The organism is Halochromatium glycolicum (genome assembly GCF_016584085.1).
Lineage (GTDB): Bacteria > Pseudomonadota > Gammaproteobacteria > Chromatiales > Chromatiaceae > Lamprobacter > Lamprobacter glycolicus.
The window spans coordinates 127,761-153,009 of sequence record NZ_NRSJ01000003.1 but is presented as its reverse complement, the minus strand read 5'-3'; the positions used below and the strand labels follow the sequence as shown (position 1 = coordinate 153,009).

Annotated in this window: 24 protein-coding genes; 10 read left to right on the top strand and 14 right to left on the bottom strand. The window is 64.4% G+C overall.

The genetic code is table 11. From position 1 onward, the window contains the following. Positions 1 to 122 precede the first annotated feature (122 nt). The 7 genes from CKO40_RS02980 to CKO40_RS02950 all read right to left on the bottom strand — a co-directional run bounded on the left by CKO40_RS02980 (position 123) and on the right by CKO40_RS02950 (position 9,454). The gene (locus CKO40_RS02980) at positions 123 to 425 is read right to left on the bottom strand and encodes a 4a-hydroxytetrahydrobiopterin dehydratase (RefSeq protein ID WP_200344577.1); all 303 of its coding nucleotides are present in this window, start codon (positions 423 to 425) and stop codon (positions 123 to 125) included. Positions 426 to 570: 145 nt separating this feature from the next. Beyond that, positions 571 to 1,017: a hypothetical protein gene (locus CKO40_RS02975; protein WP_200344576.1), complete on the bottom strand. Its 447-nt coding sequence runs from the start codon at positions 1,015 to 1,017 to the stop codon at positions 571 to 573. 143 nt (positions 1,018 to 1,160) lie between these two features. Next, positions 1,161 to 2,903: a biosynthetic-type acetolactate synthase large subunit gene (gene ilvB, locus CKO40_RS02970; RefSeq protein WP_200344575.1), complete on the bottom strand. Its 1,743-nt coding sequence runs from the start codon at positions 2,901 to 2,903 to the stop codon at positions 1,161 to 1,163. 100 nt (positions 2,904 to 3,003) lie between these two features. After that, the gene (locus CKO40_RS02965; RefSeq protein ID WP_200344574.1) at positions 3,004 to 4,203 is read right to left on the bottom strand and encodes an acetate/propionate family kinase; all 1,200 of its coding nucleotides are present in this window, start codon (positions 4,201 to 4,203) and stop codon (positions 3,004 to 3,006) included. Next, the gene (gene pta / locus CKO40_RS02960) at positions 4,200 to 6,296 is read right to left on the bottom strand and encodes a phosphate acetyltransferase (protein WP_200344573.1); all 2,097 of its coding nucleotides are present in this window, start codon (positions 6,294 to 6,296) and stop codon (positions 4,200 to 4,202) included. Before pta ends, CKO40_RS02965 begins: the two co-directional genes overlap by 4 nt. A 364-nt stretch (positions 6,297 to 6,660) precedes the next feature. Beyond that, positions 6,661 to 7,719, bottom strand: coding sequence for a thioredoxin family protein (locus tag CKO40_RS02955; protein ID WP_200344572.1), 1,059 nt, complete (start codon positions 7,717 to 7,719; stop codon positions 6,661 to 6,663). Between the two features lie 61 nt (positions 7,720 to 7,780). Continuing rightward, positions 7,781 to 9,454 carry a DEAD/DEAH box helicase gene (locus CKO40_RS02950; protein WP_200344571.1) on the bottom strand — a complete coding sequence of 558 codons (1,674 nt, stop codon included), beginning with the start codon at positions 9,452 to 9,454 and terminating at the stop codon, positions 7,781 to 7,783. A gap of 448 nt (positions 9,455 to 9,902) precedes the next feature. Between CKO40_RS02950 and trxA the strand changes: the two genes are divergently transcribed. The 5 genes from trxA to CKO40_RS02925 all read left to right on the top strand — a co-directional run bounded on the left by trxA (position 9,903) and on the right by CKO40_RS02925 (position 15,591). Then, positions 9,903 to 10,229, top strand: coding sequence for a thioredoxin TrxA (gene trxA / locus CKO40_RS02945; RefSeq protein ID WP_200344569.1), 327 nt, complete (start codon positions 9,903 to 9,905; stop codon positions 10,227 to 10,229). Between the two features lie 200 nt (positions 10,230 to 10,429). Continuing rightward, positions 10,430 to 11,686 (top strand): transcription termination factor Rho, encoded by a 1,257-nt coding sequence (rho, locus tag CKO40_RS02940; protein WP_200344567.1) that lies wholly within the window; start codon positions 10,430 to 10,432, stop codon positions 11,684 to 11,686. 252 nt (positions 11,687 to 11,938) lie between these two features. Continuing rightward, the gene (locus CKO40_RS02935; protein WP_338074105.1) at positions 11,939 to 13,381 is read left to right on the top strand and encodes a paraquat-inducible protein A; all 1,443 of its coding nucleotides are present in this window, start codon (positions 11,939 to 11,941) and stop codon (positions 13,379 to 13,381) included. Beyond that, the gene (gene murU, locus CKO40_RS02930) at positions 13,378 to 14,046 is read left to right on the top strand and encodes an N-acetylmuramate alpha-1-phosphate uridylyltransferase MurU (protein ID WP_200344566.1); all 669 of its coding nucleotides are present in this window, start codon (positions 13,378 to 13,380) and stop codon (positions 14,044 to 14,046) included. The genes CKO40_RS02935 and murU overlap by 4 nt, the downstream gene beginning before the upstream one ends. Positions 14,047 to 14,103: 57 nt before the next feature. Beyond that, entirely contained in the window at positions 14,104 to 15,591 is a 1,488-nt protein-coding gene (locus CKO40_RS02925) for a glutamate-cysteine ligase family protein (protein WP_200344565.1), read from the top strand. Between the two features lie 91 nt (positions 15,592 to 15,682). Here CKO40_RS02925 and CKO40_RS02920 read toward each other — a convergent pair whose 3' ends face one another. The 3 genes from CKO40_RS02920 to CKO40_RS02910 all read right to left on the bottom strand — a co-directional run bounded on the left by CKO40_RS02920 (position 15,683) and on the right by CKO40_RS02910 (position 18,212). Beyond that, positions 15,683 to 16,783 carry an AI-2E family transporter gene (locus tag CKO40_RS02920; protein ID WP_200344564.1) on the bottom strand — a complete coding sequence of 367 codons (1,101 nt, stop codon included), beginning with the start codon at positions 16,781 to 16,783 and terminating at the stop codon, positions 15,683 to 15,685. Between the two features lie 82 nt (positions 16,784 to 16,865). Next, positions 16,866 to 17,282, bottom strand: coding sequence for a hypothetical protein (locus CKO40_RS02915; RefSeq protein ID WP_338074104.1), 417 nt, complete (start codon positions 17,280 to 17,282; stop codon positions 16,866 to 16,868). Between the two features lie 24 nt (positions 17,283 to 17,306). Continuing rightward, the gene (locus CKO40_RS02910) at positions 17,307 to 18,212 is read right to left on the bottom strand and encodes a LysR family transcriptional regulator (protein ID WP_200344563.1); all 906 of its coding nucleotides are present in this window, start codon (positions 18,210 to 18,212) and stop codon (positions 17,307 to 17,309) included. Between the two features lie 250 nt (positions 18,213 to 18,462). Between CKO40_RS02910 and CKO40_RS02905 the strand changes: the two genes are divergently transcribed. After that, positions 18,463 to 19,743, top strand: a complete 1,281-nt coding sequence (locus CKO40_RS02905; RefSeq protein ID WP_200344562.1) for an OmpP1/FadL family transporter — start codon at positions 18,463 to 18,465, stop codon at positions 19,741 to 19,743. 174 nt (positions 19,744 to 19,917) lie between these two features. On the opposite strand, the gene dsrE2 is transcribed toward CKO40_RS02905, so the two are convergent. From dsrE2 to CKO40_RS02890, 3 genes are all read right to left on the bottom strand, one after another. Beyond that, positions 19,918 to 20,397 (bottom strand): sulfur carrier protein DsrE2, encoded by a 480-nt coding sequence (gene dsrE2 / locus CKO40_RS02900; protein ID WP_200344561.1) that lies wholly within the window; start codon positions 20,395 to 20,397, stop codon positions 19,918 to 19,920. A gap of 67 nt (positions 20,398 to 20,464) precedes the next feature. Further along, complete coding sequence (locus tag CKO40_RS02895) at positions 20,465 to 20,695, bottom strand: sulfurtransferase TusA family protein (protein WP_200344560.1); 231 nt, start codon at positions 20,693 to 20,695, stop codon at positions 20,465 to 20,467. A 171-nt stretch (positions 20,696 to 20,866) separates the two neighbouring features. Next, positions 20,867 to 21,193, bottom strand: a complete 327-nt coding sequence (locus CKO40_RS02890; protein WP_200344558.1) for a rhodanese-like domain-containing protein — start codon at positions 21,191 to 21,193, stop codon at positions 20,867 to 20,869. 267 nt (positions 21,194 to 21,460) lie between these two features. On the opposite strand from CKO40_RS02890, the gene cysG reads away from it, so the two are divergent. Next, the gene (cysG, locus tag CKO40_RS02885; protein WP_200344556.1) at positions 21,461 to 22,888 is read left to right on the top strand and encodes a siroheme synthase CysG; all 1,428 of its coding nucleotides are present in this window, start codon (positions 21,461 to 21,463) and stop codon (positions 22,886 to 22,888) included. Positions 22,889 to 22,955: 67 nt separating this feature from the next. After that, positions 22,956 to 23,690 carry a substrate-binding periplasmic protein gene (locus CKO40_RS02880; protein ID WP_200344554.1) on the top strand — a complete coding sequence of 245 codons (735 nt, stop codon included), beginning with the start codon at positions 22,956 to 22,958 and terminating at the stop codon, positions 23,688 to 23,690. A 4-nt stretch (positions 23,691 to 23,694) separates the two neighbouring features. Here CKO40_RS02880 and CKO40_RS02875 read toward each other — a convergent pair whose 3' ends face one another. Further along, positions 23,695 to 24,384 carry a rhodanese-like domain-containing protein gene (locus CKO40_RS02875; protein WP_200344552.1) on the bottom strand — a complete coding sequence of 230 codons (690 nt, stop codon included), beginning with the start codon at positions 24,382 to 24,384 and terminating at the stop codon, positions 23,695 to 23,697. A 53-nt stretch (positions 24,385 to 24,437) separates the two neighbouring features. On the opposite strand from CKO40_RS02875, the gene CKO40_RS02870 reads away from it, so the two are divergent. Then, positions 24,438 to 24,902 (top strand): protein disulfide oxidoreductase, encoded by a 465-nt coding sequence (locus CKO40_RS02870; protein WP_200344550.1) that lies wholly within the window; start codon positions 24,438 to 24,440, stop codon positions 24,900 to 24,902. A 73-nt stretch (positions 24,903 to 24,975) separates the two neighbouring features. Then, complete coding sequence (locus tag CKO40_RS02865; RefSeq protein WP_200344548.1) at positions 24,976 to 25,239, top strand: FmdB family zinc ribbon protein; 264 nt, start codon at positions 24,976 to 24,978, stop codon at positions 25,237 to 25,239. The last annotated feature ends 10 nt before the right edge of the window (positions 25,240 to 25,249 follow it).

Below are 25,249 nucleotides of genomic sequence, written 5' to 3'. Positions count from 1 at the left end.
TGCGGGCTGGTTCTGTACGACCAGGGCCGCCAACATCGCCGGCAGAATCCGCAGCCGTCGACAGCCGGGACGATCGAATCGCCCCCGGCTGCCCCCCCTCGGGCTGCCAGGGTGCGACAGGATCAGTGCGCAATCGCCTCCATGCGACCGGCGAGCTCGAAGTCGGCCTCAGTGATGCCATCGGCCTCGTGCGTCGCGAGATCGACACGCACGGTCTTGTAGACATTGAACCATTCGGGGTGATGGTCCATCGATTCGGCCACGAGCGCGACCCGGGCCATGAAACCGAAGGCCTCGCTGAAGTCGCTAAACCTAAAGGTCTTATGAAGCTTGCCGTTCTCGATGCTCCAGGGCTCGGCTGCGCCCCCGTTCAGGGATTGCAGCGAGCTCGCAATAGCGGTGTCGTCGAGCTTGGTTCGATGCATGATCGGCCTCCGATCGCGTATTGGGAATAGGGTCGGGACGACGTCGGACCATCAGCGCCGCGGTTCAACCCCGTACGACTACGCAACAGGCTATGGACCCCTGCTCTCAGACGACCGCTCTGGAGCGACAGCGCCGATCAGGCGATCAGGCCGCCGCCTTGTCCTTCTCTTCGAGCTTACGGATCAGCGGGTAGAGATGCTCGGTCTCGCGCTGGATTCGATCGAGCACCAACCTGAACATCTGCTCGGTCTCGTTCAGGAACTCGCCGTAATCCCGGATCTGCAACCGCCGGTGCGGCTCCGAGCACCAGTCCTTCAGATACTTGTTGAAGATACGCTTGATCTCAGTCGAGCCGGACAGGAAGCGATTGGCGGTGTTCTTCACGGATTGGTCGGGATACGAGATCAGGCGACCGCAGAGCTCACGGTCGACCAGCTCGATATGCTCCCGGACCTTCGCGGTGTATTCGAAGAACACATCACAGGCGGTCTCGGTGTCGCACATCTCCCGGCTCTGGATCAGATACAGAAAGACATTGGAGAGCTCAGTGATCTTATGGTTCTGGGCGTGTAGTTGAGAAAAGGCAGTCATGGGCAGTCATCCTCCATATCAAGAATAGTCCGGCTCCGGGTGGTCGGTGTCTTCTTGCTTTTATTGCTTAGAACTAGCATAGCAGTCCAAAAGACACAAGAACGTCGCAGAGAGGGCCGGGGCTACGCTCACGCGACCCAGGATCAAGACTCGATCATCGTGTCGAGGCGCCCACCCGGAAGCACCATCGGCAATACATCCTCGGCCTTGTCGATCCAGCAATCGACGAGCACGGGCCCCGGCATCGCAAGGGCCTGCGCCAAGCTATCCCGCAGATCCGCTGGATGTTTCACGCGCAGGGTCTCGAGCCGCGGATAGACGGCATTGAGGCCCAGCAGGTTTGGAAACTGGCGCCGGCAATTCTGATCGATCTCGGTGCAATGCGGGTCGCAATCCTCGCGCCGGGCCAGGCAGGTCTCGTAGTGATGGCCGCCGTCCATCATGTCTTCCCACTGGCGGACCATGCCGAGGAAGCTGTTGTTGAGCACGAACATCTTCAGCGGGATCGCGTTGGCGACTACGGTCGCGAGCTCCTGGATGTTCATCTGGAAGCTCCCGTCACCGTCGATCAGCACCACGGGATGGTCGGAATTCCCGTACCAGGCACCGATTGCAGCCGGCAGGCCGAAGCCCATGGTGCCGAGCCCACCCGAGCTGATCCACTGACGCGGGCGCTGGAAGCGATAGTACTGCGCCGACCACATCTGATGCTGGCCGACCCCGGTCACCAGCGTGGCATCGCCGTCGGTCAGCTCGGACAGGGTCTCGACCACGGCCTGCGGCTTGATGTAGTCGCCCTCTGAGTAGGGCAGCGGGAGTTGCGCCCGCCATTCGGCCACGGTCGACAGCCACGCCGGGTGGCGCCCATGGCGTGCGCCAGCCAGCGCATGGTCGAAGAAGTCGTTTAAAGGCGCGACGAGATGCAGGTCGGTCTTGACCGTCTTATCGATCTCGGAGGGATCGATGTCGACATGGGCGATGCGCTTGCCGAGTGCGAAGTCCTTGACCGCGACCCGATCGTCGAAGCGCCCGCCGAGGGTCAGGATCAGGTCCGCATCGCGCAGCGCATAGTTGGCGGGCACGCTGCCGTGCATCCCGGGCATGCCGAGGTAGTACGGGGCGTCGAACGGCACCGCACCGAGCGCGTTGAAGGTGGTCGTGACCGGGGCCTCTAAGCGCTCAGCGAAACGACAGAGCGCCGCCGCGGCGCCGGCATGGATCACGCCGCCGCCGGCCTTGATCACCGGCCGCTCGGCATCGATCAACGCCTCGATGATCGCATCGGCGCGCTCCGGCGCGAACGGCACGGACGGACGGTGGCGGCGTCGGGGCGGGCGCGGTGCGATGCGGGTCGCGAGCTGTACATCCTTGCAGATATCGACCACCACCGGACCCGGACGCCCACTCTGGGTCAGCGCGAAGGCCTCGCGCAAGACCCATTCGAGGTCGCCCACATCACGCACCAGGTAATTGTGCTTCGAGATCGGCCGGGTGAAGCCGACCGTATCGACCTCCTGGAAGGCATCGCTGCCGATCGCGGAGCTGGGCACCTGCCCAGTGATGAACAGGGTCGGTACCGAGTCCTTGTGCGCGTCAGCGATCGGGGTCGCGAGGTTCGTCGAGCCGGGGCCGGAGGTCGCCAACGCGACACCGACGCGGCCGCTTGCCCGCGCATAGCCCTCCGCAGCATGGCCGGCCCCGCCTTCCTGGCGGCAGAGCACGAAGCGTGGGGTTGGGTGACCGCGGCGCATGCGTTTGTTCAGCTCCACGTGCAGCGGGATCACCGCACCGCCGGTGTGGCCGAAGATCACCTCGACCCCAAGCTTCGCGAGGGTGTCGAAGAACAACGCGGCGCCAGTTGGCTGGGTAGAGACGGGGTCTTGCATCGGACGAAGGCGTTCTTTGTTCAGACCGTCAATGATAACCCTCCTGCCTCAGTTGGCCTTGATCCGCACCAAGCAAAGCAATGGAAGCCAGCGCCATGCTCTAGCTCACCGCCTGCACAGCCTCTCGCGCGATCTGCAGCTCTTCATTGGTCGGGACCACCATGATCTTGATCGGGCTCTTGGCTGCCGAGAGCACCCGCTCCTGATTGGAGCCCGCCGTGTTGGAAGCGGGGTCGAGCATGACCCCGAGCGGCTCGAGGCCAGCGCAGGCCCGCGCGCGCAGCTCGGACGAATTCTCGCCGATCCCTCCGGTGAAGACGATCGCGTCGACCGTTCCGAGCTCGGCCAGATAGGCGCCGATATATTTCTTCAGCCGGTGAGCGGTAACGCCGAGTGCGAGCTCGGCCGTCTCGTCGCCCTCTTCTGCCCGCCGTTGGATCTCGCGCAGATCATTATCGCCGCAGAGACCGAGCAGCCCGCTCTGGCGGTTCAGCAGGGTCTCCAGGGTCGTGACGTCGACGCCGAGATGCTTGGCCAGATAGAACGGCACCGCCGGATCGATATCGCCGCAGCGCGTCCCCATCACCAGGCCCTCGAGCGGGGTCATGCCCATCGAGGTATCGATACTGGTGCCTTCGCGGATGGCGGTTGCGCTCGCCCCGTTGCCGAGATGGAGGGTGATCAGGTTCACCTGCTCGAACGGCTTGCCGAGCAGCTCAGCGGCACGAGCCCCGACATAATGATGCGAGGTGCCATGGAACCCGTAACGGCGCACGCCATGCTCGCGGTAGAGATTGTCCGGTATCGCGTAGCGGTAGGCCGTGCGCGGCATCGTCTGATGGAAGGCGGTATCGAACACGGCCACCTGGGAGATGCTCGGAAACAGCGCACGCGCGACCAGGATGCCGTCGAGATTGGCCGGATTGTGCAACGGCGCAAGCGGGATCACCTGCCGGATCGCCTCGATGACGTCGTCATCGACGAGGGTCGGCGCATGGAATGCCTCACCGCCATGGACAACCCGGTGCCCGACTGCGAGCAGCTCGGACGGGTCGGCCAGTGTCCCTGTCCGCTCTAGCACCTGCGCAATGCGCTGCAAGCCGGCGTGATGATCCGGCATCGCGCCCTGCTCTTCGCGCACCTGCGGCTGGCCTTGATCATCCTCCCACAGACAGCGCAGCCGGGCCTCGGCCTCGCCGATGCGCGAGACCGAGCCCGATGCCAGCACGCCCCAGCCGTCACGATCGAACAGCTGGAACTTGATCGACGAGCTGCCCGAGTTCAGCACCAGTACCTTCATGACGCCTCCTCCAAGGTCTGCGACTGGATGGCCGTGATCGCGACCGTGTTGACGATGTCGGTGACGGTGCAGCCACGGCTCAGGTCGTTGACCGGCTTGTTCAGACCCTGAAGCACCGGGCCGATGGCGACGGCGCCGGCGCTGCGCTGCACCGCCTTGTAGGTGTTGTTGCCGGTATTGAGGTCCGGAAAGATTAAGACCGTGGCATTACCGGCGACCTCGCTATCGGGCAGCTTCGACCGCGCAACACTCGCATCGACCGCAGCGTCGTACTGGATCGGCCCTTCCAGCTTCAGATCGGGCCGGCGCTCGCGCGCGATCGCAACCGCCTCGCGCACCCGCTCGACATCGGCGCCCTTGCCCGAAGCGCCAGTCGAGTATGACAGCATCGCCACCCGCGGCTCGACCCCGAAGGCGGCGGCTGTCCCGGCCGATTCGATCGCGATATCGGCGAGCTGCTCGGCATCGGGATTCGGATTGACCGCGCAATCGCCGTAGACCAGCACCCGGTCGGGCATGCACATGAAGAACACGCTCGAGACCAGCTTGGTGTGCGGCTTGGTCTTGATGGTCTCGAACGAGGGCCGGATGGTGTGCTGGGTCGTGTGCAGCGCGCCCGAGACCATCCCGTCGGCATCACCGGTGTAGACCATCAGCGTGCCGAAGTAACTGACGTCCTCGAGCGCGTCATAGGCGATCTGCTGCGAGATCCCTTTGTGGGCTCGGAGCGAGTAATAGACTGCCGCGTACTCGGAACGCTTCGGGGAGTTGACTGGATCGATGATCTCGATCTCATCGAGCTTCAGGCCGAGCTCGCCGATGCGACGCTTGATCTTGTCGGGATTGCCGAGCAGCACGAGCTCCGCGACCCCACGCAGCGTCAGGATCTCGGCAGCGCGGAGGATGCGTTCGTCCTGGCCTTCCGGCAGCACGATCCGCTTGCGCTGCGACTTGGCACGCTGGATCAGCTCATACTCGAACATCAGCGGCGTGACCCGCTGCGATTGATGCAGCGCGATGCTCTGCTGCAGGCCCTTGATGTCGACCGAGCTCTCGAACACGCCGAGTGCCGCGGCGATCTTGCGCTGATCGCCCGGCAGGATCACCGACTCGACCTTGTCGACCGCCAATGCGGTCTTGAAGGTATCGCGACTGGTGCAGAGCACGGCGACCTTGCTGCGGCGCAGCCCGAACAGCAGCCGCTTGACATTCTCGGCCGGCTTGAGCCCGCCGGTCAGCAGCAGCCCGGCCACGCGGGGAAACGAATCGGCGACATCGGCGGCCAGGCTGGCGAGGATGATGTCACTGCGATCACCGGCGGTGATGATCAGACAGCCGTCCTCGACGTAGTTCAGGAAGTCCGGCACCTCCATCGCCGCGACCTTGTAGTTGGTGACGACCTGATTCAGCGCATCGCTCTCGCCGCAGACCAGATCGGTGCTCAGCATCTTATGGATCTCGCCGACGGTTGGCTTGGCCAGTGCCTCGACCTCGGGCAGCACATGGAGCGTCTCGTTCTCCGGGAGCACCGCCCGCGCACGGCGCTTGACCGTCTCCACATGATCCGGATTGACGCCGTTGACCACGGTCGCGAGCAGGTCCCCGCCACGGTCGAGCATCGACTCGTGCGCCATGTGCACCGCGTGCAGGGTCTCTTCCGAGGTACGCTGGAAGCCCTTGACGACGACGACGATACTGCAACCGAAGTTGTTCGCGAGGTCGGCGTTGAAGTCGAACTCCAACGACGGCACCAGCCCGTCGTAGTCGGTGCCAGCGCAGAGCACCAGATCGCACTGCTCGTCGAGCACCATGAACTTGTTCAGGATGAGCTTCAGCAGCTCGTCGTAGTGACCAGCTGCTGCGAGCTCGCTCGCCATCTGCGCCGTGCAGCCGTAGAGCATCTCGGGTGGGAACGGCAGATCGTAGCGCTCCCGGATCAGGCTGGTCAGGTTGTCATCCTGAACCGAGCCGCTGACCACCGGCCGGAAGAAGCCGACGCGGCGGTTGACCGCAGACAGCATCTCCATGAACCCGAGCACGACGACAGATTTGCCGCTGCCTGAACCGGCACCGGCGATATAGATACTCTGCATTACGGACAGTCTCCCATCGGGCAGGCACGCACGGGCCCCTCCCGGTATTGATTCACGCTCAAATGATGCCGGACCAGCTGCCGACGCGGGTTACGACGGCTTGACAGCGTCGCGCAGCACCGCTGGCTCCCTGTTGAACTGGCTCAGCCGCTCGATCCAGCAAGCAAGCTTCGTGCGCACTTGCCGGCCAGCTTGGCATTTGGACTGACTCAAGCCGCCGGAAAGCGTCTGCTGCCGGACACCGGCTGCCCAGGCAGCAGCAAATGAGCACAGCCGACGAGGATTGGATCAGCAAACAGCGGCGCGACTCGTTCAGGCGTGACGGCCCCAACGCCCGGTAACGGGACCGCTGCGCATCGCCGAGTCAGAAGGCGCGCTGCATGCGCCAGCGCTGATAGCTCGGCTCCTGCAGATAGGCCCTGCTCGAGATGTAGTTCAACACATTGCGCAAGCGATAAAAGCCGACGACCGAGTCGAGACGCAGGATCTCATCGCCCTGCTCGTCGAAAAAGATCACCGCCGGGGCGTAATAGAGGCCGAGGTCCTCGGCCCAGCGTTGCGCCGTGGTGCGCTCGCCGGCCGGCGTCACCACCGGTGTCTGCGACCACATGTTCAGCTGCACGCTGTCGAATCCCGCAAAGGCCCTCGCGATCGCCGGCTCACGCAGGGCCTGGCCGTGCAAGACGTCGCAAGGATGGCAATCGCCTTGCTCAAAGAAGACCGCCAACGGCCGCTCGCCCGGCACCTGGCTGCGGTCGAGGTTGAAGGGGGGCTGCTGGAAGAACGGTTGATCGTTCAGGTCCGTCTCATCGAAGACCATCCGGTTCTCGCCGCGCGCGAGATAGTCGCGAAACGATTCGCGCTGATAATGGGCGTCTGCAACGTATTCGAGCGCTGCCCGGAACTGGTAGGGCGGATAATAACCGCGCAGCCGCAGCACCTCGGTGCCGAGCTCGTCATAGAAGATCAGGGTCGGCGTGAAATCGGCCCCATTGCGCAGCGCGAACCCGCGCTCGGTCATGGTGCGCCCGGCGAGATCGGTGACCTCAGCGACACCCCAGATGTCGATTGGCGTGACCTCGAAGTGGCGCCGCGTGTACTCCACGATGTCCTCCTCACTGCCGAAGTTGACGTCCATCAGCTGGTGGCAGTAAGCGCAGCGCTTTTGTCCGAAGTAGATGATCAGCTTTTTACCCGCCTCGCGGGCCGCGGCCAGGTCGGCCGGGAGATCCAAGAAGGGATCATTGAACCAATCCGGATAGCGCAACACCTCCGCGCGGGGACTGTCATCGAAGTCGTAGAGGCGATCATCGGCAGCGTCGGGGCTGGCTGCGACCGCAAGACTGACGGAGGTGAGCACGCACAGCAGCAAGCGCTGCAGCCATTCGGCGAGCGGGCGAAGGGCGGTATTGGAACGAGTCATCGAGTCAAGACACCTCCGACAAGCGCCGAGCGCGCGATGATAGAACGCTTAGTGGATGCGGTCATGTCTGGGGCGCGGGCTCCTTAGGCAGGCTCGAGCGCTTGCGGCTGCGGCGCCGCCGTTTTGGTCGCTCATCAGCATTGGACGCCGAGCCAGTCGCACCGTTTCCTGCCGCCGATTGGCTGGACTTCCCGGAGCCAGACGCCGCGCCAGATGCTGCGCTATCAGAAGCCCTCTGGGCGCCGTTCGCAGCTCGCGAGCCGTTCGCAGCTCGCGAGCCCTTCCCTGCCCCGCGGCGCCCGCCACGCCCACTGCTTTGGCGCCGAGTGCCGCCAGGGCCCCTATCGCTGCGCGGGCGGCGCTCGACACGGACACGGCTACCCGGATCGATATCCGCCAGGCACTCTTCCTCGGCCGTGGTGACCGGTATCCGCGCACCGACAAAGGCCTCGATGTCGGGCCAGCCCATCGCGTAGCTCTCGCAGACGAAGCTGATCGCATCGCCAGCCGCGCCGGCGCGCGCCGTCCGCCCGATCCGATGCACATAGTCCTCCGGATCATCCGGCAGATCGTAGTTGATCACATGGGTGACACCGGGGATGTGGAGTCCACGGGCCGCCACATCGGTGGCGACCATGATCGGCAGCTCGCCCTCCTGAAACCGTTTCAACAGGCTGAGCCGCTTCTTCTGGGGCACATCGCCAGAGAGCATCGCGGCCTTGAGCCCATTCCCCTCGAGGTAACCCCAAACGCGCTCACCTTCCCGCTTGGTATTGACGAAGACCATGCTGCGGGCACCTTCGAATCCGCGCAGCAGCCCGATCAGCAACGGGACCTTCTCCTCGTTGGCGACCATGTACCCCCGCTGGGTGACCCGGTCGGCCGTTACCCGCTCCGGCATCACCTCGATCATCTTCGGATCGTTCATGTGCTCATAGGCGAGCTCCATGACGCGGTAGGAGAGCGTGGCGGAGAATAGCATCCCAAGCCGCTTGGTCGGTTCCGGCAACCGCCGCAGAATGAAGCGAATATCCTTGATGAAGCCGAGGTCAAACATCCGATCGGCCTCATCGAGGATCACGACCTCGACCTGGCGCAGGTCGAATACCCGCTGCTTCAGGTAGTCGATCAGCCGTCCGGGGGTCCCGATCAGCACATCGACCCCTGCAGCCAAGGCATCGCGTTGGGACTGATAGCCGGTGCCGCCGTAGACCACCCCGAGCCGAAAATCGGTCTCGGCAGCAAGGACCTTCGCCTCCTGATGGATCTGAACCGCGAGCTCGCGGGTCGGGGCGAGGATCAGCGCGCGCGGCTGCCTGAGGCGGCGCGCCCGTTCGCCAGCCCTGGCCTTGGCGGCAGCGGGGTCCTCTGCTGCAGCAGGTTCCTCGGCGGCGACAGGCCGCTCGAGCGCAGCAGCCCCTGCCGGCTCCGGCTGACCCTCGGGCACGTCGACCGACGGCCCCGACGAGTGCGGTGCCTCGAGTGCCGGCGCTGCGGTGGCACTGACCTCGTCTTGGCGCAGCAAGCGTTGCAGGGCGACCACCAGGAACGCGGCGGTCTTCCCGGTACCGGTCTGCGCCTGCCCCGCGACATCCTGCCCAGCCAGTGCAATCGGCAAGGTCTCTGCCTGAATCGGGGTGCAGAACTGGAAACCGGCCGCGTTCAGGCCGGCCAGGATCTTCGGGTGCAGGTCGAATTGATCGAAGCGGGTATCGGTAAGATGTGTCTGGGGCATAGATGAACGGAGTGCCTGACGGAACGGCACGCGCACGATGAGCGCGATGCGCGGGACTTGCAAAACTTGATATCTTTAGCTCAAATAGCATCCTAACGCTGGCGGCGGCATCTGCGCCAGCCAACCAGCCCGCCCCATCCTGTCTCGATCCGTCGCCAAGATGCAGCAGGCGAGAGCAAGCTCAGCGAGCAACGCCATCGCGGCGCAATCACCCTTAGTAGGCCTGTAAGGCACCGCCGAGAGCGGGTCCAGGGCCGCGATGTGGGCGAACCGCTTCCCCTCATCATCAGCGCAGTTGAGCCGGACGGGGCAGACTCGCGATGGGCTCACCAACGGGTGAGCCAAGCAACCCACTGACCAAGAATAAGACCTCTCGGCGCCTCACCGTCATTACATCCTGTTCACGCAACGAGCCGCCGAGCAACCCCAAACCTGGAGAGACAGCCAAGTGAGCGACCGCATCGTCCATGTGACCGACGACACCTTCGAGCAGGACGTGCTGCAGTCGGATCAGCCCGTCCTCGTCGACTACTGGGCCAACTGGTGCGCGCCCTGCAAGATGATCGCCCCAGTTCTGGAGGAGATCGCCGAGGAGTACGAGGGCCGCATCAAGGTGGCCAAGCTCGACATCGACGAGAACCGCGCCGTGACCGAACGTTTCAATGTGCGCGGCATCCCAACACTGATCCTGTTCAAGAATGGCGAGGCCGAAGCAATCAAGGTCGGCGCCGTCTCCAAGTCCCAACTCACCGTCTTCATCGATAGTAACCTTTGAATCAACCACGCACTCGCCCCCGGCGCCGGCCCGGGAACAGCGCGCGGAATCGATCTGGTCAGAGCGACTTGGCCGCTGCCGAGACAGGAAACCAGCTCGAGTCCGATCCCGCCGACCCCGCCGAGTCCGCTTCAGACCCGCCCAGCCCATCACGATCACCGCGCGGGGAACGCCCCCGACCGTCGTCGAATAAGCCATCCATGAATCTCACCGAGCTAAAACAGATGCCCGTCCCTGCGCTGGTCGAGCTGGCGCAGTCGATGGAGCTCGAAGGCGTTGGTCGGTCTCGCAAGCAGGACCTGATCTTCGCCATCCTCAAGGCCAAGGCCAAGCGCGGCGAGGACATCTACGGCGATGGCGTGCTCGAGATCCTCTCGGACGGCTTCGGTTTTCTGCGCTCAGCCGCCGCCTCGTTCCTCGCCGGCCCGGATGACATCTACGTCTCGCCGAGCCAGATCCGACGCTTCGCGCTGCGCACCGGCGACAACATCACCGGCAAGATCCGCCCGCCGAAGGACGGCGAGCGCTACTTTGCCCTGCTCAAGGTCGGCGACATCAACTTCGACCGGCCCGAGAACGCCAAGACCAAGATCCTGTTCGAGAACTTCACGCCGCTGTTCGCCCAGGAGCGGCTCGGGCTTGAGGTCGGCAACGGCAGCACCGAGGACCTGACCGCCCGTACGGTCGACCTGGTCGCACCGATTGGCAAGGGCCAGCGCGGGCTCATTGTCTCACCGCCGAAGGCCGGTAAGACAATGATCCTGCAGAACATCGCTCAGTCGATCGCGCACAACCATCCTGAGGTCTTCCTGATCGTGCTGCTGATCGACGAGCGGCCCGAGGAGGTCACCGAGATGGAGCGCTCGGTGCGTGGCGAGGTGATCTCATCGACCTTCGACGAGCCGGCGACCCGGCACGTCCAGGTCGCCGAGATGGTCATCGAGCGCGCCAAACGCCTGGTCGAGCACAAGCGCGATGTGGTCATCCTGCTCGACTCCATCACCCGGCTCGCACGCGCCTACAACACCGTGGTGCCCTCCTCCGGCAAGGTGCTCACCGGCGGCGTCGATGCCAATGCGCTGCAGCGGCCGAAGCGGTTCTTCGGCGCCGCCCGCAACGTCGAGGAAGGCGGCTCGCTGACCATCCTCGCCACCGCGCTGATCGACACCGGCTCGCGGATGGACGATGTGATCTACGAGGAGTTCAAGGGCACCGGCAACATGGAGCTCCATCTCGACCGACGCATCTCGGAGAAGCGCATCTTCCCGGCGATCAACATCAACCGTTCCGGCACCCGGCGCGAGGAGCTGTTGATGCCGGCCGCCGAGCTACAGAAGACCTGGATCCTGCGCAAGATCCTCCATCCGATGGACGAGCTGGCCGCGATCGAGTTCTTGATCGACAAGCTCAAGACGACCAAGACCAATCACGAGTTCTTTGACTCGATGAAGGGCTGAGCGTGCTGGCGGCACCGACCGCCGCCGGTCCCAGCCGTTCGCGCACGGCTGGGAGGCTATCCGACTGCGCCGTGCGGAGCTGGCGCGACGCACGCCAAGACTGGAACCTTGGCCGTCGCCAGCCCCGCCCAATTCCGCGCACCCTCGCCATTGATGCCCCTGGATGGCCCATGTTGAGGCCTGGTCGCGATAGGTCGGACCGACTCGTTTCAGCGGCCGTTCATCCGCTCAGCAGCAGAGACGGGTAGCGACGTGTTGTCAGCGCCGGCCAGACGCCTGCTCATCGGGATCATCTCGACGTTGCTGCTGAGCGCGGCTGCGGTCTCGACCTATCGGTTGATCGTCGAGCTGCGCACGCTGCAGTCGCTGCAAGCGCAGCGGGCCGAGCTCATGCACGTCCAGTACGGCCTGTTCAACGCCGAGGTCTGGGTCGATCAGGTCTCATTGATCCTGGCCGAGCGGATCGAGCAGTTCGAGCTGAACGAGACCAATCGGCCGCAGATCAAGCGCAACATTGAGATCGTGCTGGATCGGCTGCTGCAGGAGATCGAGCAGGTCCTGCGCCGCCGCAACGCCGAAGGCTCGGGCTGGCTTGACCGACTCCAGGGCAGCCTGCGCCAGGGCGTACAGGACTGGCTCGTCGACTTCGACCGTCTGCGCGCGCGCGTCCCGCTCTATGCCGACGCGGTGCTCGACGAGCTCGACCGCCCGCAGACGCGCGCCGAGATCCAGCGCAGCCTGACGCAGGCGCTCGAGCAGGCCGCTGGCGCGACCTTCTCCCGCATCGATCGCACCCCGATCGAGCAGATCGTGGAAGCGCACGGCTGTCCGCAGGCCGAGGCCTGTGCCGGCGAGCTCGCGAGCAAGGCCGATGACCGTCGGCGACAGGCGCAGATCGCCGCCCTCGTGACGCTCAGCTGCAGCGCGCTGTTGTTCCTGATCAACCTGCCGGCCTGGCGCTCGGCATCCAATGCCCAGACGGGCGCCCAGACCGGCATCCAGACCGGCATCCAGACCGGCGCCCAAACCGATACCCAGACGGTTGCCCGGAGCGCCGTCCAGGCCGCCGCCGACCCGGAGCCGCATCCGCTCGCCATGGCCCCGGAGACACTCGCCCTACTGACCGGCGCGACCCTGCTGCTGCTCGGCGCCGGGGTGATGACGCCGATGATCGAGATCGAGGCTCGGATCGATCAGCTCAGCCTGACCCTGCTCGGCGAGCCGGTCACCTTCACCGATCAGGTGCTCTATTTCCAGAGCAAGAGCATCCTCGATGTCGTGCAGGTGCTGGCTGCGACCGGGGCGGCCGATATGCTCCTGGTCGCGGTGCTGGTCGTCCTGTTCAGCCTGATCTTCCCGGCCGCGAAGGTCCTAGCGGGCGTCGCGTACTACGGCGATTTCGGCAACGCCAGAGGGCACGGCTGGGTGCGCTTCTTCGCCCTGCGCTCGGGTAAGTGGTCGATGGCCGATGTGCTGGTCGTGGCGATCTTCATGGCCTACATCGGCTTCGATGGGCTGATCGCAAGTCAGCTGGCCGAGCTCGGCGGGGCGGCCGGGGAGCGCGTCACCCTGCTCAGCACGAACGGCACCCAGCTGCAGCTGGGCTTCTTCCTGTTCTTGGCCTTTGTGCTCGCCAGCCTGGTGCTCTCCTCCCTGCTCGAAGCCCGGGCGCCAACGCCGAGGAGCAAACGATGAAGGCGATGATCCTCGCCGCCGGCCGTGGCGAGCGCATGCGCCCGCTGACCGACCAGCGCCCGAAACCGCTGCTCGAGGCCGGCGGCAAGCCGCTGATCATCCACCAGATCGAGCGCCTGCGCGCGGCTGGGTTCAGCGAGCTGGTGATCAACCATGCCCATCTCGGTGGCCAGATCGAGCAGGCGCTCGGCGATGGCCGCGCGCTCGGCGTCGCGATCCGGTATTCCCCGGAAGGCGAAGGCCGAGCACTGGAGACCGGCGGCGGCATCCATCACGCCCTGCCGCTGCTCGGTGACGGGCCGTTCCTGGTGGTCAATGGCGATATCTGGTGCGATCTCGACTATCGCGCGCTTCGCATCACACCTACGGACCTGGCTCAGATCGTCCTGGTCGACAACCCGAGCCATCACCCGGACGGGGATTTCGCGTTGCAGGACGGCCGCGTCACCGATGCAGGCAGCCCTCGGCTGACCTTTGCCGGGATCGGGGTCTATCGGCCGGCGCTCTTTGGCGCTTGCGCGCCCGGGGCCTTCCCGTTGGCCCCATTGCTGCGAGCCGCCATCGCCGCAGGACGCTGCGGCGGACTCCATCATCGCGGGCATTGGCTTGACATCGGCACGCCGGAGCGTTTACAGGGGCTCGATACGATGTTAAGGAAGCGGTAGATCGGCGACCAATCTGGACGCTATCCCCCACGCGCCGGACTGGAGGCAGCAAACCCGATGGGCCAGGATATCGGCGACAAGACCTTCACAGCGGCCGACTTTCGCGAGTTCGAGGCCCGGCTCGAGGCCGAAACCCGACTGCTCGCGAGCTGGTTCGACGAAGGGTGCTTCGAGGACGACGTCCATTCGGGCGGCTTCGAGCTCGAGGCCTGGCTGGTCGACCGGCGCCATCAGGCGCCTGCCCCGCTGATCGAGCCCTTTCTCGAGCGCGTCGACCACCCGCTGGTCGTCCCGGAGCTGGCCCGCTTCAATCTCGAGATCAACAGCACACCGGAGCCGCTCGCCGGCACCGCGCTGCAGCGCCTGCACGATGAGCTGGTCTGCACACTCACGCGCTGCCGCCGTGCCGCCGCAACGCTCGACGCCCAGGTCGGCACCATCGGCATCCTGCCAACGGTGCGCCCGGATCACCTGGTCGCCGCACAGATGACGCCGCGCCCGCGCTATCAGGCCCTGAACGAGCAGATCCTGCGCCTGCGCGACGGCAGGCCCATCCAGCTCGAGATCGAGGGCGAGCGCCCGGTGAACATCGAGCAGCCGGACGTGATGCTCGAGTCGGCAGCCACCTCGTTCCAGATCCATCTGAAGATCAGCGCCGCCGAATCCGCACGCGTGTTCAACGCCTCCAAGCTGCTGGCGCCGATCACGGTCGCGATCGGCGCCAACTCGCCCTATCTGTTCGGCCGCGAGCTCTGGCTCGAAAGCCGGATACCGTTGTTCGAGCAAGCGGTCTCGGTCGGCGACAGCCCGCTGCGCGAGCGGGTCGGGTTCGGTATCCGCTATGCGAAGCAGTCGGTGATGGAGTGCTTTCGGTCGAACATCGAACGCTATCCGGTACTGCTTCCCCACTTGATGGACGAGCCGATCGAGGCACTCGCCCATCTGCGCCTGCACAACGGCACGATCTGGCGCTGGAACCGTCCGTTGATTGGGTTCGATCGCGAGGTGCCAGGCAGCCTTGCCGAAGGCTCGCCTGGCAACCGTCCTAGCGGCACCACTGCGTCGCTGCGGCCGCATCTGCGCATGGAGCATCGCGTCACCGCGGCCGGCCCCTCGTCGATCGACAACATCGCCAACGCCGCGCTCTATTTCGGCGCTGTGCACGCACTCGCCACCGAACCAGAGCCGCCGGAGCTCAGGGTCCCGTTCAACCAGGCCCGGATCAATTTCTACCTCGCCGCTCATCATGGCCTGAGCGCCGAGATCCCTTGGTACGACGTGGCACAACCGCTGCCCATCGACCAACTGATCCTCGACCGGGTGCTGCCCAAAGCGCGCGCCGGGCTCGCCGCCCTCGGGATCGACGCCGACGAGATCGATGACTGGCTCGGGGTCATCGAGGCGCGCGCCCGCACCCGCCGCACCGGCGCCGCCTGGCAGCGGGCCTGGATCGCCCGTCACGGGGCCGACATGGCCGCGCTCACCGAGGCCTACCTGGCCTGGCAGGCGACCGGCAAGCCAGTCCACGAGTGGACGCTCGACTGAGACGCCACCCGAACGAGCCGGCGCTGAGCCTCGAGCACGGACCTGCCGTGCGCGTCAAAGAGGATCGCGTTCGCAGAGCATCGAGCGCTGCTCAGTCAGGCGCGTGCGGATCATCGCCCGATGACCCCGCCCGCTCCGGCGAAGGCTCGCCATGCTGCGGGAAAGCCGCGAGGATCGCCTGCACCATGGTCGCAAGCGGGATCGCGAAGAACACCCCCCAGAAGCCCCAAATGCCGCCGAACACCAGAATCGCGACGATGATCGCAACCGGGTGTAGATCCACGACCTCCGAGAACAACAAGGGCACCAGGACATTGCCATCGAGGGCTTGGATCACGAAGTAGGCCACCGTCAGCCAGACGAACTCCGGCCCCCAACCCCACTGGAACCAGGCGATCAGCATCACCGGCACGGTCACCACCAAGGCGCCGATGTACGGGATGATCACCGACAGGCCGACCAGCACCGAGAGCAGCATCGCGTAGTTGAGCCCGAACAGGCTAAAGGTCGCGAAGCTCACCGCCCAGACGATCAGGATCTCCCAGACCTTGCCCCGGACATAGTTGGAAAACTGCTGGTCCACCTTGTGCCAGACATTGCCGGCGATGGCGCGATGGCGCGGCAGCCAACGGTGAAACCAGCTCAGGATCAGGTCCTTGTCCTTGAGGAAGAAAAACACCAGCAGCGGCATCAGGATCAGGTAGATGAGCAGCGTGATCACGCTGACCACCGACGAGACCGATTGCGAGAGCAGCTGCTGGCCCAGCCCGGCGAGCTCGCGGCGCAGGCTGTCGATCAGCTCGGCGATCTGAGCCTCGGTCAGCAGGTCCGGGTAGCGCTCCGGCAGCTGCATCAACAACTGCTGGCCATGCGCGAGCATGCCCGGCAGTTGCTGCACCAGATCACTGATCTGGCGCGAGACCGCCGGCAGGACGCCGAACAGCATCGACAGGACGAACAGCATGAACAGCACGAACACCACCAGCACCGAGAGCCAGCGCGGCCAGCCGTGGCGGATCAGCATGCCGACCACACCCTCCAATAGATAGGCGATCACGATGCTCGCCAGCACTGGGGTCAGCATCCGACCCAGGAACAACAGCACCGCGAACAGGATCAGCAGCGCTGAGACCAGGAAGATGATCTGCGGGTCGGAGAAGTAGCGTTGAAGCCAGCGGTTCAGGGCCTGCATCGATTGCTTTGGTCGAGATAGGTCAGCCGCGGATGGGGGGAGTCGAGGCGCCAGCGCACGTCCGATTGTAAGGCCTCATGCCTCACGGCTCTTGGGCGTCTGATTTGGAGAGGGCCTCGTAGTGGGCGCTGAACAGGTACTCCAGCTCATCGATCACCGCCCCGGCATCGCGTCCCTGCAGCACATGCGCTGCCATCAGCGACGAGGTCTCGTGCAGCATCTCCCCCGGGTCGAGCATTGGGTAGACGCGCCGCAGTCGTTTGATCGCAGCGATAACGCTCTCGTCCTGAGGCCGCGGCTCGGGACGAGGCTGCTGCGCCAGCGCATCAGTCTCGTCCTTCTGGTTCGACGGTCGCGTGTCGTTCGCTGCACCGCCAGCCATCAGGAATTGCGCGAAGGCGAGCAGCGTCGCCCGATCCTGCGGCTCCAGTGCGCGGAAGAGCTTCAGCAACCGGCGCTCTTCCGGCGAGGCGCGCTCCATCGGGATCATTGCGGCCATCTCCGGTCAATGCGGCCCGGCGTTCTATTTGAGCATACGGCCCTTGCAGTAGGTCCTAGCGAATTCAAGCAGCTCCTCCATCACACGGATCTTGAACTTCTGCTTTTGATGGACGAACGAGAACGGCCGGAACAGCGGCGGCTCGAGCCTCAATGCGACGAGGGTCCCGAGCTTGAGCTCCTTCTGAACCGTTGCCTTGGAGACGATCGACACCCCCATGCCAGCCTCGACAGCACCCTTAACGGCCTCCGGGCTGCCCAGCTCCATCGCCACCTTGAGCACACCCGCCCCGCCGAACATCCCGTCGAGATAATCATTGATGACCTCGCGCGTCCCCGACCCTTCCTCGCGACAGATGAAGGGGTAGTCGAGCACGCGCCGACAGGCGACGGGCCCCAGGGGCGCCAGGTCGTGGGCCGGCGGCACGATCGCGACCAGTTCGTCCTGCTTGCAGGTCTCGACCACGAGGTTGCGGTTGGACACCGGCGACTCGACCACGCCGAGATCGATCGCGTTGCGCTCGACCAGGGAGACGATACCCTCACTATTGGAGACCTTCAGGTGGATCGCGATCTCGGGATAGCGCTTCTTGAAGTCGCCGAGCAGGGTCGGAAGCATGTACTCGGCGATCGTCGTACTGGCACCGATCGTCAACGAGCCGCTGATGTCGCCGGTGAGCTCGCGCACGCCCTGCTCCATCTCGGCGTAGAGCGCGAAGATACGATCCGCATATTCGAATACCCGCTTACCGGCATCGGTCAAGCTGATGCGGTTGCGCCCCCGATCGAACAGCCGCGTGTTGAACTGCTCTTCCAGCTGTCGGACCTGAAAGGTCACCGCCGGCTGCGTCATATGCAGCGCTTCAGCCGCTTTCGTAAAGCTCATCAGCCGGGCAACGGTGTGAAACACCTGCAGTCTGCGGTCTGCCATGGTCTCCTCAATGCCGAGCCCACCCTACTGATTTATAGCATAAGCCCTTCTAATCCAGCCTGGCTCAACAGGGTAAGCGGCGTGATTTGTCGCCCGCCTAGCGGAATGATGGGGCCGGTCTGCTCCGCATAAAGAACGAAATCGCAACAGGGCTGGCTTTCTACAACACCCTGGTGTAGATTCACCACAGCATCCAGATCGGTAAGAGAAACGCAATAAAGCGCTCACCGGGGCCTGAGGAGGTCACTGCATGTTCGAGAATCACCAAGCCGCCCGGTCGCACCCAAGGGTCGCAGGGCTGATCATGAGTCTTTGCATTGCCCCGCAGGCGTTTGGATCGGGCTTCGCGGTCCCCGAGATCTCGACGGCAGGCGTTGGAATGGCGAATGCTCTGGTCGCCAACCCACGCGACCGAGGTGCCGTTCCGTACAATCCGGCCGCCATGGCCTTCCATCAAGGCAGCTGGCTGAGCATCGGCAGCCTGCTGATCGGACCGAGCTTCTCGGTCGAGACCGCGAGCGGCAGCCATGACAGCGAGGGGGCCGATTGGCTCGCGGCACCGATGATCCAGGCCGCAATCCGGCTGGACGAGCGCTGGTGGGCCGGGCTCAGCATCAACGCCCCTTTCGGCCTGGAGACCCGCTGGAGCACTGGCACCTTTCCAGCACTTGCAGGCAGCGCCGCACTGCCGGGCCCGGAACCAACACGGAGCAACCTCGAGATCCTGGCTTTCACGCCGACGGTCACCTACGCGGTCTCCGATGCGCTTGCGGTCTCTGCCGGTGCGGACATCTACTGGGTCAAGTCGGCCGAGCTGGACTCATCGATCACCGCACTCGAGGGCGACGGCACCGGCTGGGGCTTCAACCTGGGCGCGCTCTACGTGACCGGACCGTTCAGCGCCGGAATCAACCTTCACTCCAGCGCGACCGCCCGAGTCGACGGGACCTATAGCGCGCTCGAACCGACCATGGTCATAGCCGGCGTCTTGCCACCGAGCCAGACCGCGGAGCTCGATCTGGAGATCCCCTGGCGTCTGCAGCTCGGCGTCCGCTACGAGTTCACACCGGCGCTCGCTGTCGAGTTCGACTGGACGCGCAACGGATGGAGCAGCTTCGACGAGATCAAGGTGATAGGCGACCTGGACGGATCAACGATCCTTCGGGACCGAAACGAGTGGGACGATGCGAATGCCTATCGGCTAGGCCTGACATACCAGCTGCAAGACCGGACCCAACTCCGATTCGGTTATTCGTATGACGAGACGCCACAAGGCGACGGGCACTTCAGCGCCAGGGTCCCCGACAGTGATCGCCATCTATTCGGTGTCGGCGTGGGCCACGACCTCGGCAACGGCTGGCAGGTAGAGGCTGGCTATATGTATGTGTTATTCGAGGAGCGCGACTATCGGAGCAGGACGCCCTATACCCTCGGCGGCGAGATCAATGGCACCGACGCTATCGACGGTGATTACGACGCTCATGCCCATCTGATCGGGTTGGAGATCAGCCGATCGTTCGACGGACTCTGACACAGGGACACCCTCAGCCTAGGCATCCAACACCGCTATCGTTCTCCAAAGCGCGGCCATGCCGCCGTAGGACGTTGACGGCCGCTCCAGAGGAGCGGCTTTCTCTTCGCTGCTGCTCACCTCTAAGGCCCCGTTGACGGCAATCCGAGGCGGAAGCAGGCCAACAATGCCGGATCAGATATAGAGACAGATATCGCTCTCGCCAGCGAACTCGAAGAACGCCGCTGCGCCGGCGTATTCGATACCGTCGATGAACTCGGATGAATCCATATCGAACAGATCCACGGTCATCTGACAGGCGATCAGCTTGACGTCAGCCTCTTGGCATAGATCGCGCAGGTCTTCGATGCTGGCGACCCCTTTGTCCTTCATCTTCTTCTTCATCATCCCGGTCATCATGCCCTGCATGCCCGGCAGGGTCATGCCCAGCACTGGAAACCACTTATCCATGCCCATGGGCATCGGCATCCCGGGGTTACCGAGCGGGGTGACCTGGAGGTCCAGCTTCTTCTTCAATAACTGCAGGCCATAGAAGGTGAAGAAGATCTGGGACTCGTAGCCGAGCGCAGCAGCGGTCGACGCCAGGATGAAGGGTGGGTAGGCCCAATCGAGCGAGCCCTTGGTGGCGATGATGGCCAGTTTCTTTTCGTCCATCGTTTCCTCCCGTTGGAGCCCGTTCGCCGAGCCCCTGCTCATGTTATTTAAGGAGATCGAGCGCGGATCAGGCCTTCTTGATCATGAAGTGGAACTTACCGCCGTCCTCTTTCGATTCCATCAGCTCGTTACCGGTCTGCTTGGAGAAGGCGTCGAAATCCTTCACCGAGCCCGGATCGGTCGCAATCACATGCAGCACCTGACCCGCGTCCATACTGTTGAGCGTCTTCTTCGCACGCAGGATCGGCAGCGGGCAGTTGAGGCCGCTTGCGTCGAGTTCTTGATCAAAGTCTGCCATCGCTTAAACCTCTATTTACGTTTGCAAATCAGCAAACTGTTTCTACCTAAGACCCACGTTTCTGCTTAAGTATTTCAGCACAAACGAAGCTTCTGATTTTTAGCCGAAACCGGCCAAAAAGGCAACATCGACGAGCAGCAACCGAGCTGGGACCGGGGCCGATCCGAGTGCTCAGCCGGACTCAAGCGGCGCGATCTCGTACCCGTGCCGCGCCCAGGCGATGATGCCGCCGCGCAGATTGATGGCGTTCTCGAAGCCCTGCTGGGCGAGGAACTGGCAGGTGTGGTAGGAGCGCGCGCCGCTGCGGCAATAGACCACGACATCGCGATCGCGCGGCAGCTCGTTCGACCGCACCGGAATCACCGCCATGGGTATGTGGATGGCGTTCGGCAACGCCCCTTGCGCGACCTCCGACGCGGTGCGGACATCCACCAGCAGGATGTCGTCGCCGCTCGTCAGCCGTGCTTGTAAGCCTTCGGAATCGATCTCTGTGACCACGGTTACGCTACCCAATCACCAAGTATTTCAGTATATTAACATGTCAGTATGCTTTCGTCTCCCCTGGAGGGGACACGGCCGAGCACCAAACGGGCCGCGCTCGGCGTATGATCATTGGTCTGATCGCCGCGGTATTCCAGTCGTCAGCGTCGCCAGCATGATCGCTGGCCGCCGTGATGGACAGCGCTGCGACCGATATGGATCGGGCGAGCCCGAGACCGCGGCATCCTGCTCAACAGCATCCCGTCGGAAGAGACATCGCCAACGATGGAACATCTACCCATCTTTCTCGATATCAAAGCCAAGCCCTGCCTCGTCATCGGGGGCGGCCCGATCGCGCTCCGCAAGCTTGAGAACCTGCGCCGGGCCGGCGCCGCCATCACCATCGTCGCCCCGGAGCTGACGGCCGAATTCCGCGCCCGAGTCGATGAATCCGAGATCCACTATCGGGCGCGGCCGTTCGAGGACGGAGACCTCGAGGGCATGCGCTTGGTCATCGCGGCCACCGATGACCGTGCCGTCAACCGCCACATCGGCGAGCTGGCCAATGCCCGCCAGATCCCGGTCAACGTCGCCGATCAGCCCGAGGACTGCAGCTTCATCATGCCCTCGATCATCGACCGCTCGCCGGTCGTGGTCGCGGTCTCGACCGGCAGCGCTTCGCCGGTGCTCGCTCGCATGATCCGCGCGCGCCTCGAATCACTAGTGCCGGCCGGTTACGGGCGGCTCGCCGAGCTCTGCGCCGATTACCGCGATAAGGTCAAGGCCCGCTTCGAGCAACAGCGCGACCGCCGCCGCTTCTGGGACCGGGTGCTCCAAGGCGGGGTCGCCGAGCGAATCTTCTCCGGCCATCTCGCCGAGGCACATGTGGCGATGGAGAAGGAGCTCGCAGCCGGAACGCAGTCGAGCGTTGGGGAGGTGTACCTCGTCGGCGCCGGTCCCGGCGATCCGGACCTGCTGACCTTCCGCGCACTGCGGCTAATGCAGCAGGCCGATGTCGTGGTCTACGACCGGCTCGTGGCCAAGCCGATCATCGACATGGTGCGCCGGGATGCCGAGCACATCTATGTCGGCAAGCAGCGCAATCAGCATACGATGCGCCAGGAGGAGATCAACCGCCTGCTTGCACGGCTCGCCAAAGAGGGGCACCGGGTGCTCCGGCTCAAGGGTGGCGATCCATTCATCTTCGGCCGCGGCGGCGAGGAGATCGACACCCTGGCCGCAGAGGGCGTGCCATTTCAGGTCGTGCCCGGCATCACTGCAGCCAACGGCTGCGCCTGCTATGGCGGTATTCCGCTCACGCACCGCGACTACGCCCAGTCTGTGACCTTCGTCACCGGCCACCTCAAGGATCACAGTATCGATCTGAATTGGCCGCAGCTCGCGCAACCGAACCAGACCGTCGTGTTCTACATGGGGTTGGTCGGCTTGCCCAAGATCGTCGAGCAGCTCATCACGCACGGCGTCTCACCGGAGATGCCGGTCGCGTTGGTGCAACAGGGGACCACCCACATGCAGAAGGTCTACGCTGGAACACTGGCGACGATCATCGACGAGGTCGAAACAGACCCCCCGGAGCCGCCGACCCTGATCATCGTCGGTGAAGTGGTGCGACTTCGGGATAAGCTGGCCTGGTTCAGTATCGAGCGTGACCCGGAGCAAGGCGCAACCACACCGATCCTGCCCGGCGACTGAGCCTGTCACCGCAAGGCTGGCACGGTCTTCGGGCACAGCGCTCTTCTTACTGTGCTCAGGGCTCCTCATGCTGGCCTCAACCAGTATCGCCGCCGAGAACAGGCCGCACCACGCAACGCTCGCGATCGGGATCAGCGCCGACGGCGCCCCCTATGCCTTCACCCGGGCCGGCGTTCTCATGGGCCTGGAGATCGATCTAGCGCGCGCCCTGGCCACAGCGCTCGAGCGCGAGCTTCGGCTCCAGCGCCTGCCCGAGGGCCGGCTCATCGACGCCCTTCGCGGCGGTCGCATCGATCTGATGTTCTCCCGGCTGCCGCCCGCTGAGCTGAACGCCTTTGGCCTCACAACCAGCACGCCCGTGCTCGCGACTGGCCAAATGGCCCTCCTCCGCAGCGACGACCTCAACCGGTTCCCACGCTTGCTCGATCTCGAGCTTTCCACCGCTCGGATCGGTTACGAGCGCGGCAGCTTGGGCGCTCGGCTGGTTCAGGCGCGGTTCGCGCGCGCGGAGCGGGTTCCACTGGCTGGGCCCAAAGAAGGACTCGCCGCATTGCGAGCAGGCCAGATCGACCTCTTCATCCACGACGCGACGACGGCCTGGCGGCTGGCCGCCGATCCGCGAGAAACCGAGCTTACCGCTCTCTACCGACCGCTCACCCACACCCGGCTGCGGGTGGTGCTCCGCAGCGAGGATCGTCACCTAAAGCACGAGATCGATCGCATCCTCGCCGAATGGCACCGTTCAGGACGGCTGAAAAGGCTGATCGGCCGATGGGTACCGGTCCAGATCCGGGTTGGATAGCCGATCAGGGACCGGAATCGACTGGTGCAACCGTGGTCAGTCCAAGCTGCTCCCAGGCCTGCAAGCCCCCGCGGTACCATTTGAGCTTGTGCGCCGGATAGCCGAGGCCGAGCAGCGCCTTGATGTTGGTTGGCGATTGCCCGCACCAGGCGCCGTTGCAGAAGAACACCAGCGTCTTGACATTGGCGAAGTCCCAGAGGCCGTCGATCGCCACCGCCCCGAATTCCAACTGCAGGATCTCGGCGATTTGCTGGGGATTCGCATAGGCCGGGTCCAAGCGCGTATAGGGGATATTGACCGAGCCTGGTATGGTTCCGCGCTGTACCCACTCGCTGGTGCGCGAGTCGATCACGAGGACCTCGCTCGGCGCTGCCGCCGCTTCCTGCAGATACGTGATCAGCTCGAGCTCGCCCAGGGTCTCGACCCCGGGCGCGATCTGCATCGGCTGAACACAGTAGGGCGGACAGGGCCGCGCCGTCTTCTGGTAAGGCGAGACGATGGTGTGCGCCGGGTCCTGGTGGCGCATCAGCAAGACGCTCTGCTCGCCATGCGGGACCTCGACATAGGGCAGCGTCGGGGTAATCTTGACCTCAAGGGCGTCGAGATCAAAGAGCCCCGCGCTCGGATCAGCCGCCTGAGCAGGCAGTGCAAGGCTGAGCAGAAGCGCGATTGGGGGCAGGATAGGCAATGGCATCTCGGTTTCTCAAAAGGGTAGTTCCCAAGCTCAGACGGTGGGGATTCCAGCTGTTGATCCTAGCTGCCATCCTCGCCGCGGTGCACTGGTATCGGACCAGGCCGCTGGTCGAGGGCCCCGCACCGCCGCTCACCGCTGGGCTGATCGATACCCAGGAACCGATCGCTCAGCACACGCCGGCCACCGGGCCCAGACTGATCCATTTCTGGGCGACCTGGTGTCCGGTCTGCAGACTCGAGCAGGGCAGCATCGCCGCGCTGAGCCGCGATCACGAGGTCATCACGATCGCGATGCAGTCCGGCTCCGCAACCGAGATCAGGAGCTATCTCGCCGACCGTGAGCTCGACCTCCCCACCATTGCCGACCCAAACGGCAAGATCGCGAGACGTTGGGGTGTGCGGGCGGTTCCGGCCAACTTCATCGTTGATCGCGACGGCCAGATTCGGCATCGGACGGTTGGCTATACATCGGGGATCGGCCTGCGCATTCGGCTCTGGCTTGCCGAGCAGGGTTGGTAGTGGCCCGAGGACGGGACCTTAGTTGCTATAATTGCGCCGATATCAGTAACCATCGATATAAGGAGAAGCACCGATGCCTACCTACGATTATCGCTGCGATGCCAACGGCCGCGTCGTCGAGGTGAATCACCGAATGAGCGAGACCATCAGCACCTGGGGGGAGCTTTGCGAGCGCGCCCAGATGCCTTGCGGTGACACCCCGGCCTCTAGTCCGGTCACGCGAATGGCCACCGGGGGCAACCTGATCTCCAGCAACGCCCTCGGCAGCGGCGCCGCTCCAGCGCCGGCCTGCGGCACGGGTGGCTGCTGCCCAACCGGTGTCTGCGGCCTCGACTAGATAAGGCCGC

Excerpts from the sequence above, each read along its gene's own strand:
- CKO40_RS02980 (WP_200344577.1), bottom strand. The coding sequence starts at position 425 with ATGCATCGAACCAAGCTCGACGACACCGCTATTGCGAGCTCGCTGCAA.
- CKO40_RS02975 (WP_200344576.1), bottom strand. The coding sequence starts at position 1,017 with ATGACTGCCTTTTCTCAACTACACGCCCAGAACCATAAGATCACTGAG.
- ilvB (WP_200344575.1), bottom strand. The coding sequence starts at position 2,903 with ATGCAAGACCCCGTCTCTACCCAGCCAACTGGCGCCGCGTTGTTCTTC.
- CKO40_RS02965 (WP_200344574.1), bottom strand. The coding sequence starts at position 4,203 with ATGAAGGTACTGGTGCTGAACTCGGGCAGCTCGTCGATCAAGTTCCAG.
- pta (WP_200344573.1), bottom strand. The coding sequence starts at position 6,296 with ATGCAGAGTATCTATATCGCCGGTGCCGGTTCAGGCAGCGGCAAATCT.
- CKO40_RS02955 (WP_200344572.1), bottom strand. The coding sequence starts at position 7,719 with ATGACTCGTTCCAATACCGCCCTTCGCCCGCTCGCCGAATGGCTGCAG.
- CKO40_RS02950 (WP_200344571.1), bottom strand. The coding sequence starts at position 9,454 with ATGCCCCAGACACATCTTACCGATACCCGCTTCGATCAATTCGACCTG.
- rho (WP_200344567.1), top strand. The coding sequence starts at position 10,430 with ATGAATCTCACCGAGCTAAAACAGATGCCCGTCCCTGCGCTGGTCGAG.
- murU (WP_200344566.1), top strand. The coding sequence starts at position 13,378 with ATGAAGGCGATGATCCTCGCCGCCGGCCGTGGCGAGCGCATGCGCCCG.
- CKO40_RS02925 (WP_200344565.1), top strand. The coding sequence starts at position 14,104 with ATGGGCCAGGATATCGGCGACAAGACCTTCACAGCGGCCGACTTTCGC.
- CKO40_RS02920 (WP_200344564.1), bottom strand. The coding sequence starts at position 16,783 with ATGCAGGCCCTGAACCGCTGGCTTCAACGCTACTTCTCCGACCCGCAG.
- CKO40_RS02915 (WP_338074104.1), bottom strand. The coding sequence starts at position 17,282 with ATGGCCGCAATGATCCCGATGGAGCGCGCCTCGCCGGAAGAGCGCCGG.
- CKO40_RS02910 (WP_200344563.1), bottom strand. The coding sequence starts at position 18,212 with ATGGCAGACCGCAGACTGCAGGTGTTTCACACCGTTGCCCGGCTGATG.
- CKO40_RS02905 (WP_200344562.1), top strand. The coding sequence starts at position 18,463 with ATGTTCGAGAATCACCAAGCCGCCCGGTCGCACCCAAGGGTCGCAGGG.
- dsrE2 (WP_200344561.1), bottom strand. The coding sequence starts at position 20,397 with ATGGACGAAAAGAAACTGGCCATCATCGCCACCAAGGGCTCGCTCGAT.
- CKO40_RS02895 (WP_200344560.1), bottom strand. The coding sequence starts at position 20,695 with ATGGCAGACTTTGATCAAGAACTCGACGCAAGCGGCCTCAACTGCCCG.
- cysG (WP_200344556.1), top strand. The coding sequence starts at position 21,461 with ATGGAACATCTACCCATCTTTCTCGATATCAAAGCCAAGCCCTGCCTC.
- CKO40_RS02880 (WP_200344554.1), top strand. The coding sequence starts at position 22,956 with ATGCTGGCCTCAACCAGTATCGCCGCCGAGAACAGGCCGCACCACGCA.
- CKO40_RS02875 (WP_200344552.1), bottom strand. The coding sequence starts at position 24,384 with ATGCCATTGCCTATCCTGCCCCCAATCGCGCTTCTGCTCAGCCTTGCA.
- CKO40_RS02865 (WP_200344548.1), top strand. The coding sequence starts at position 24,976 with ATGCCTACCTACGATTATCGCTGCGATGCCAACGGCCGCGTCGTCGAG.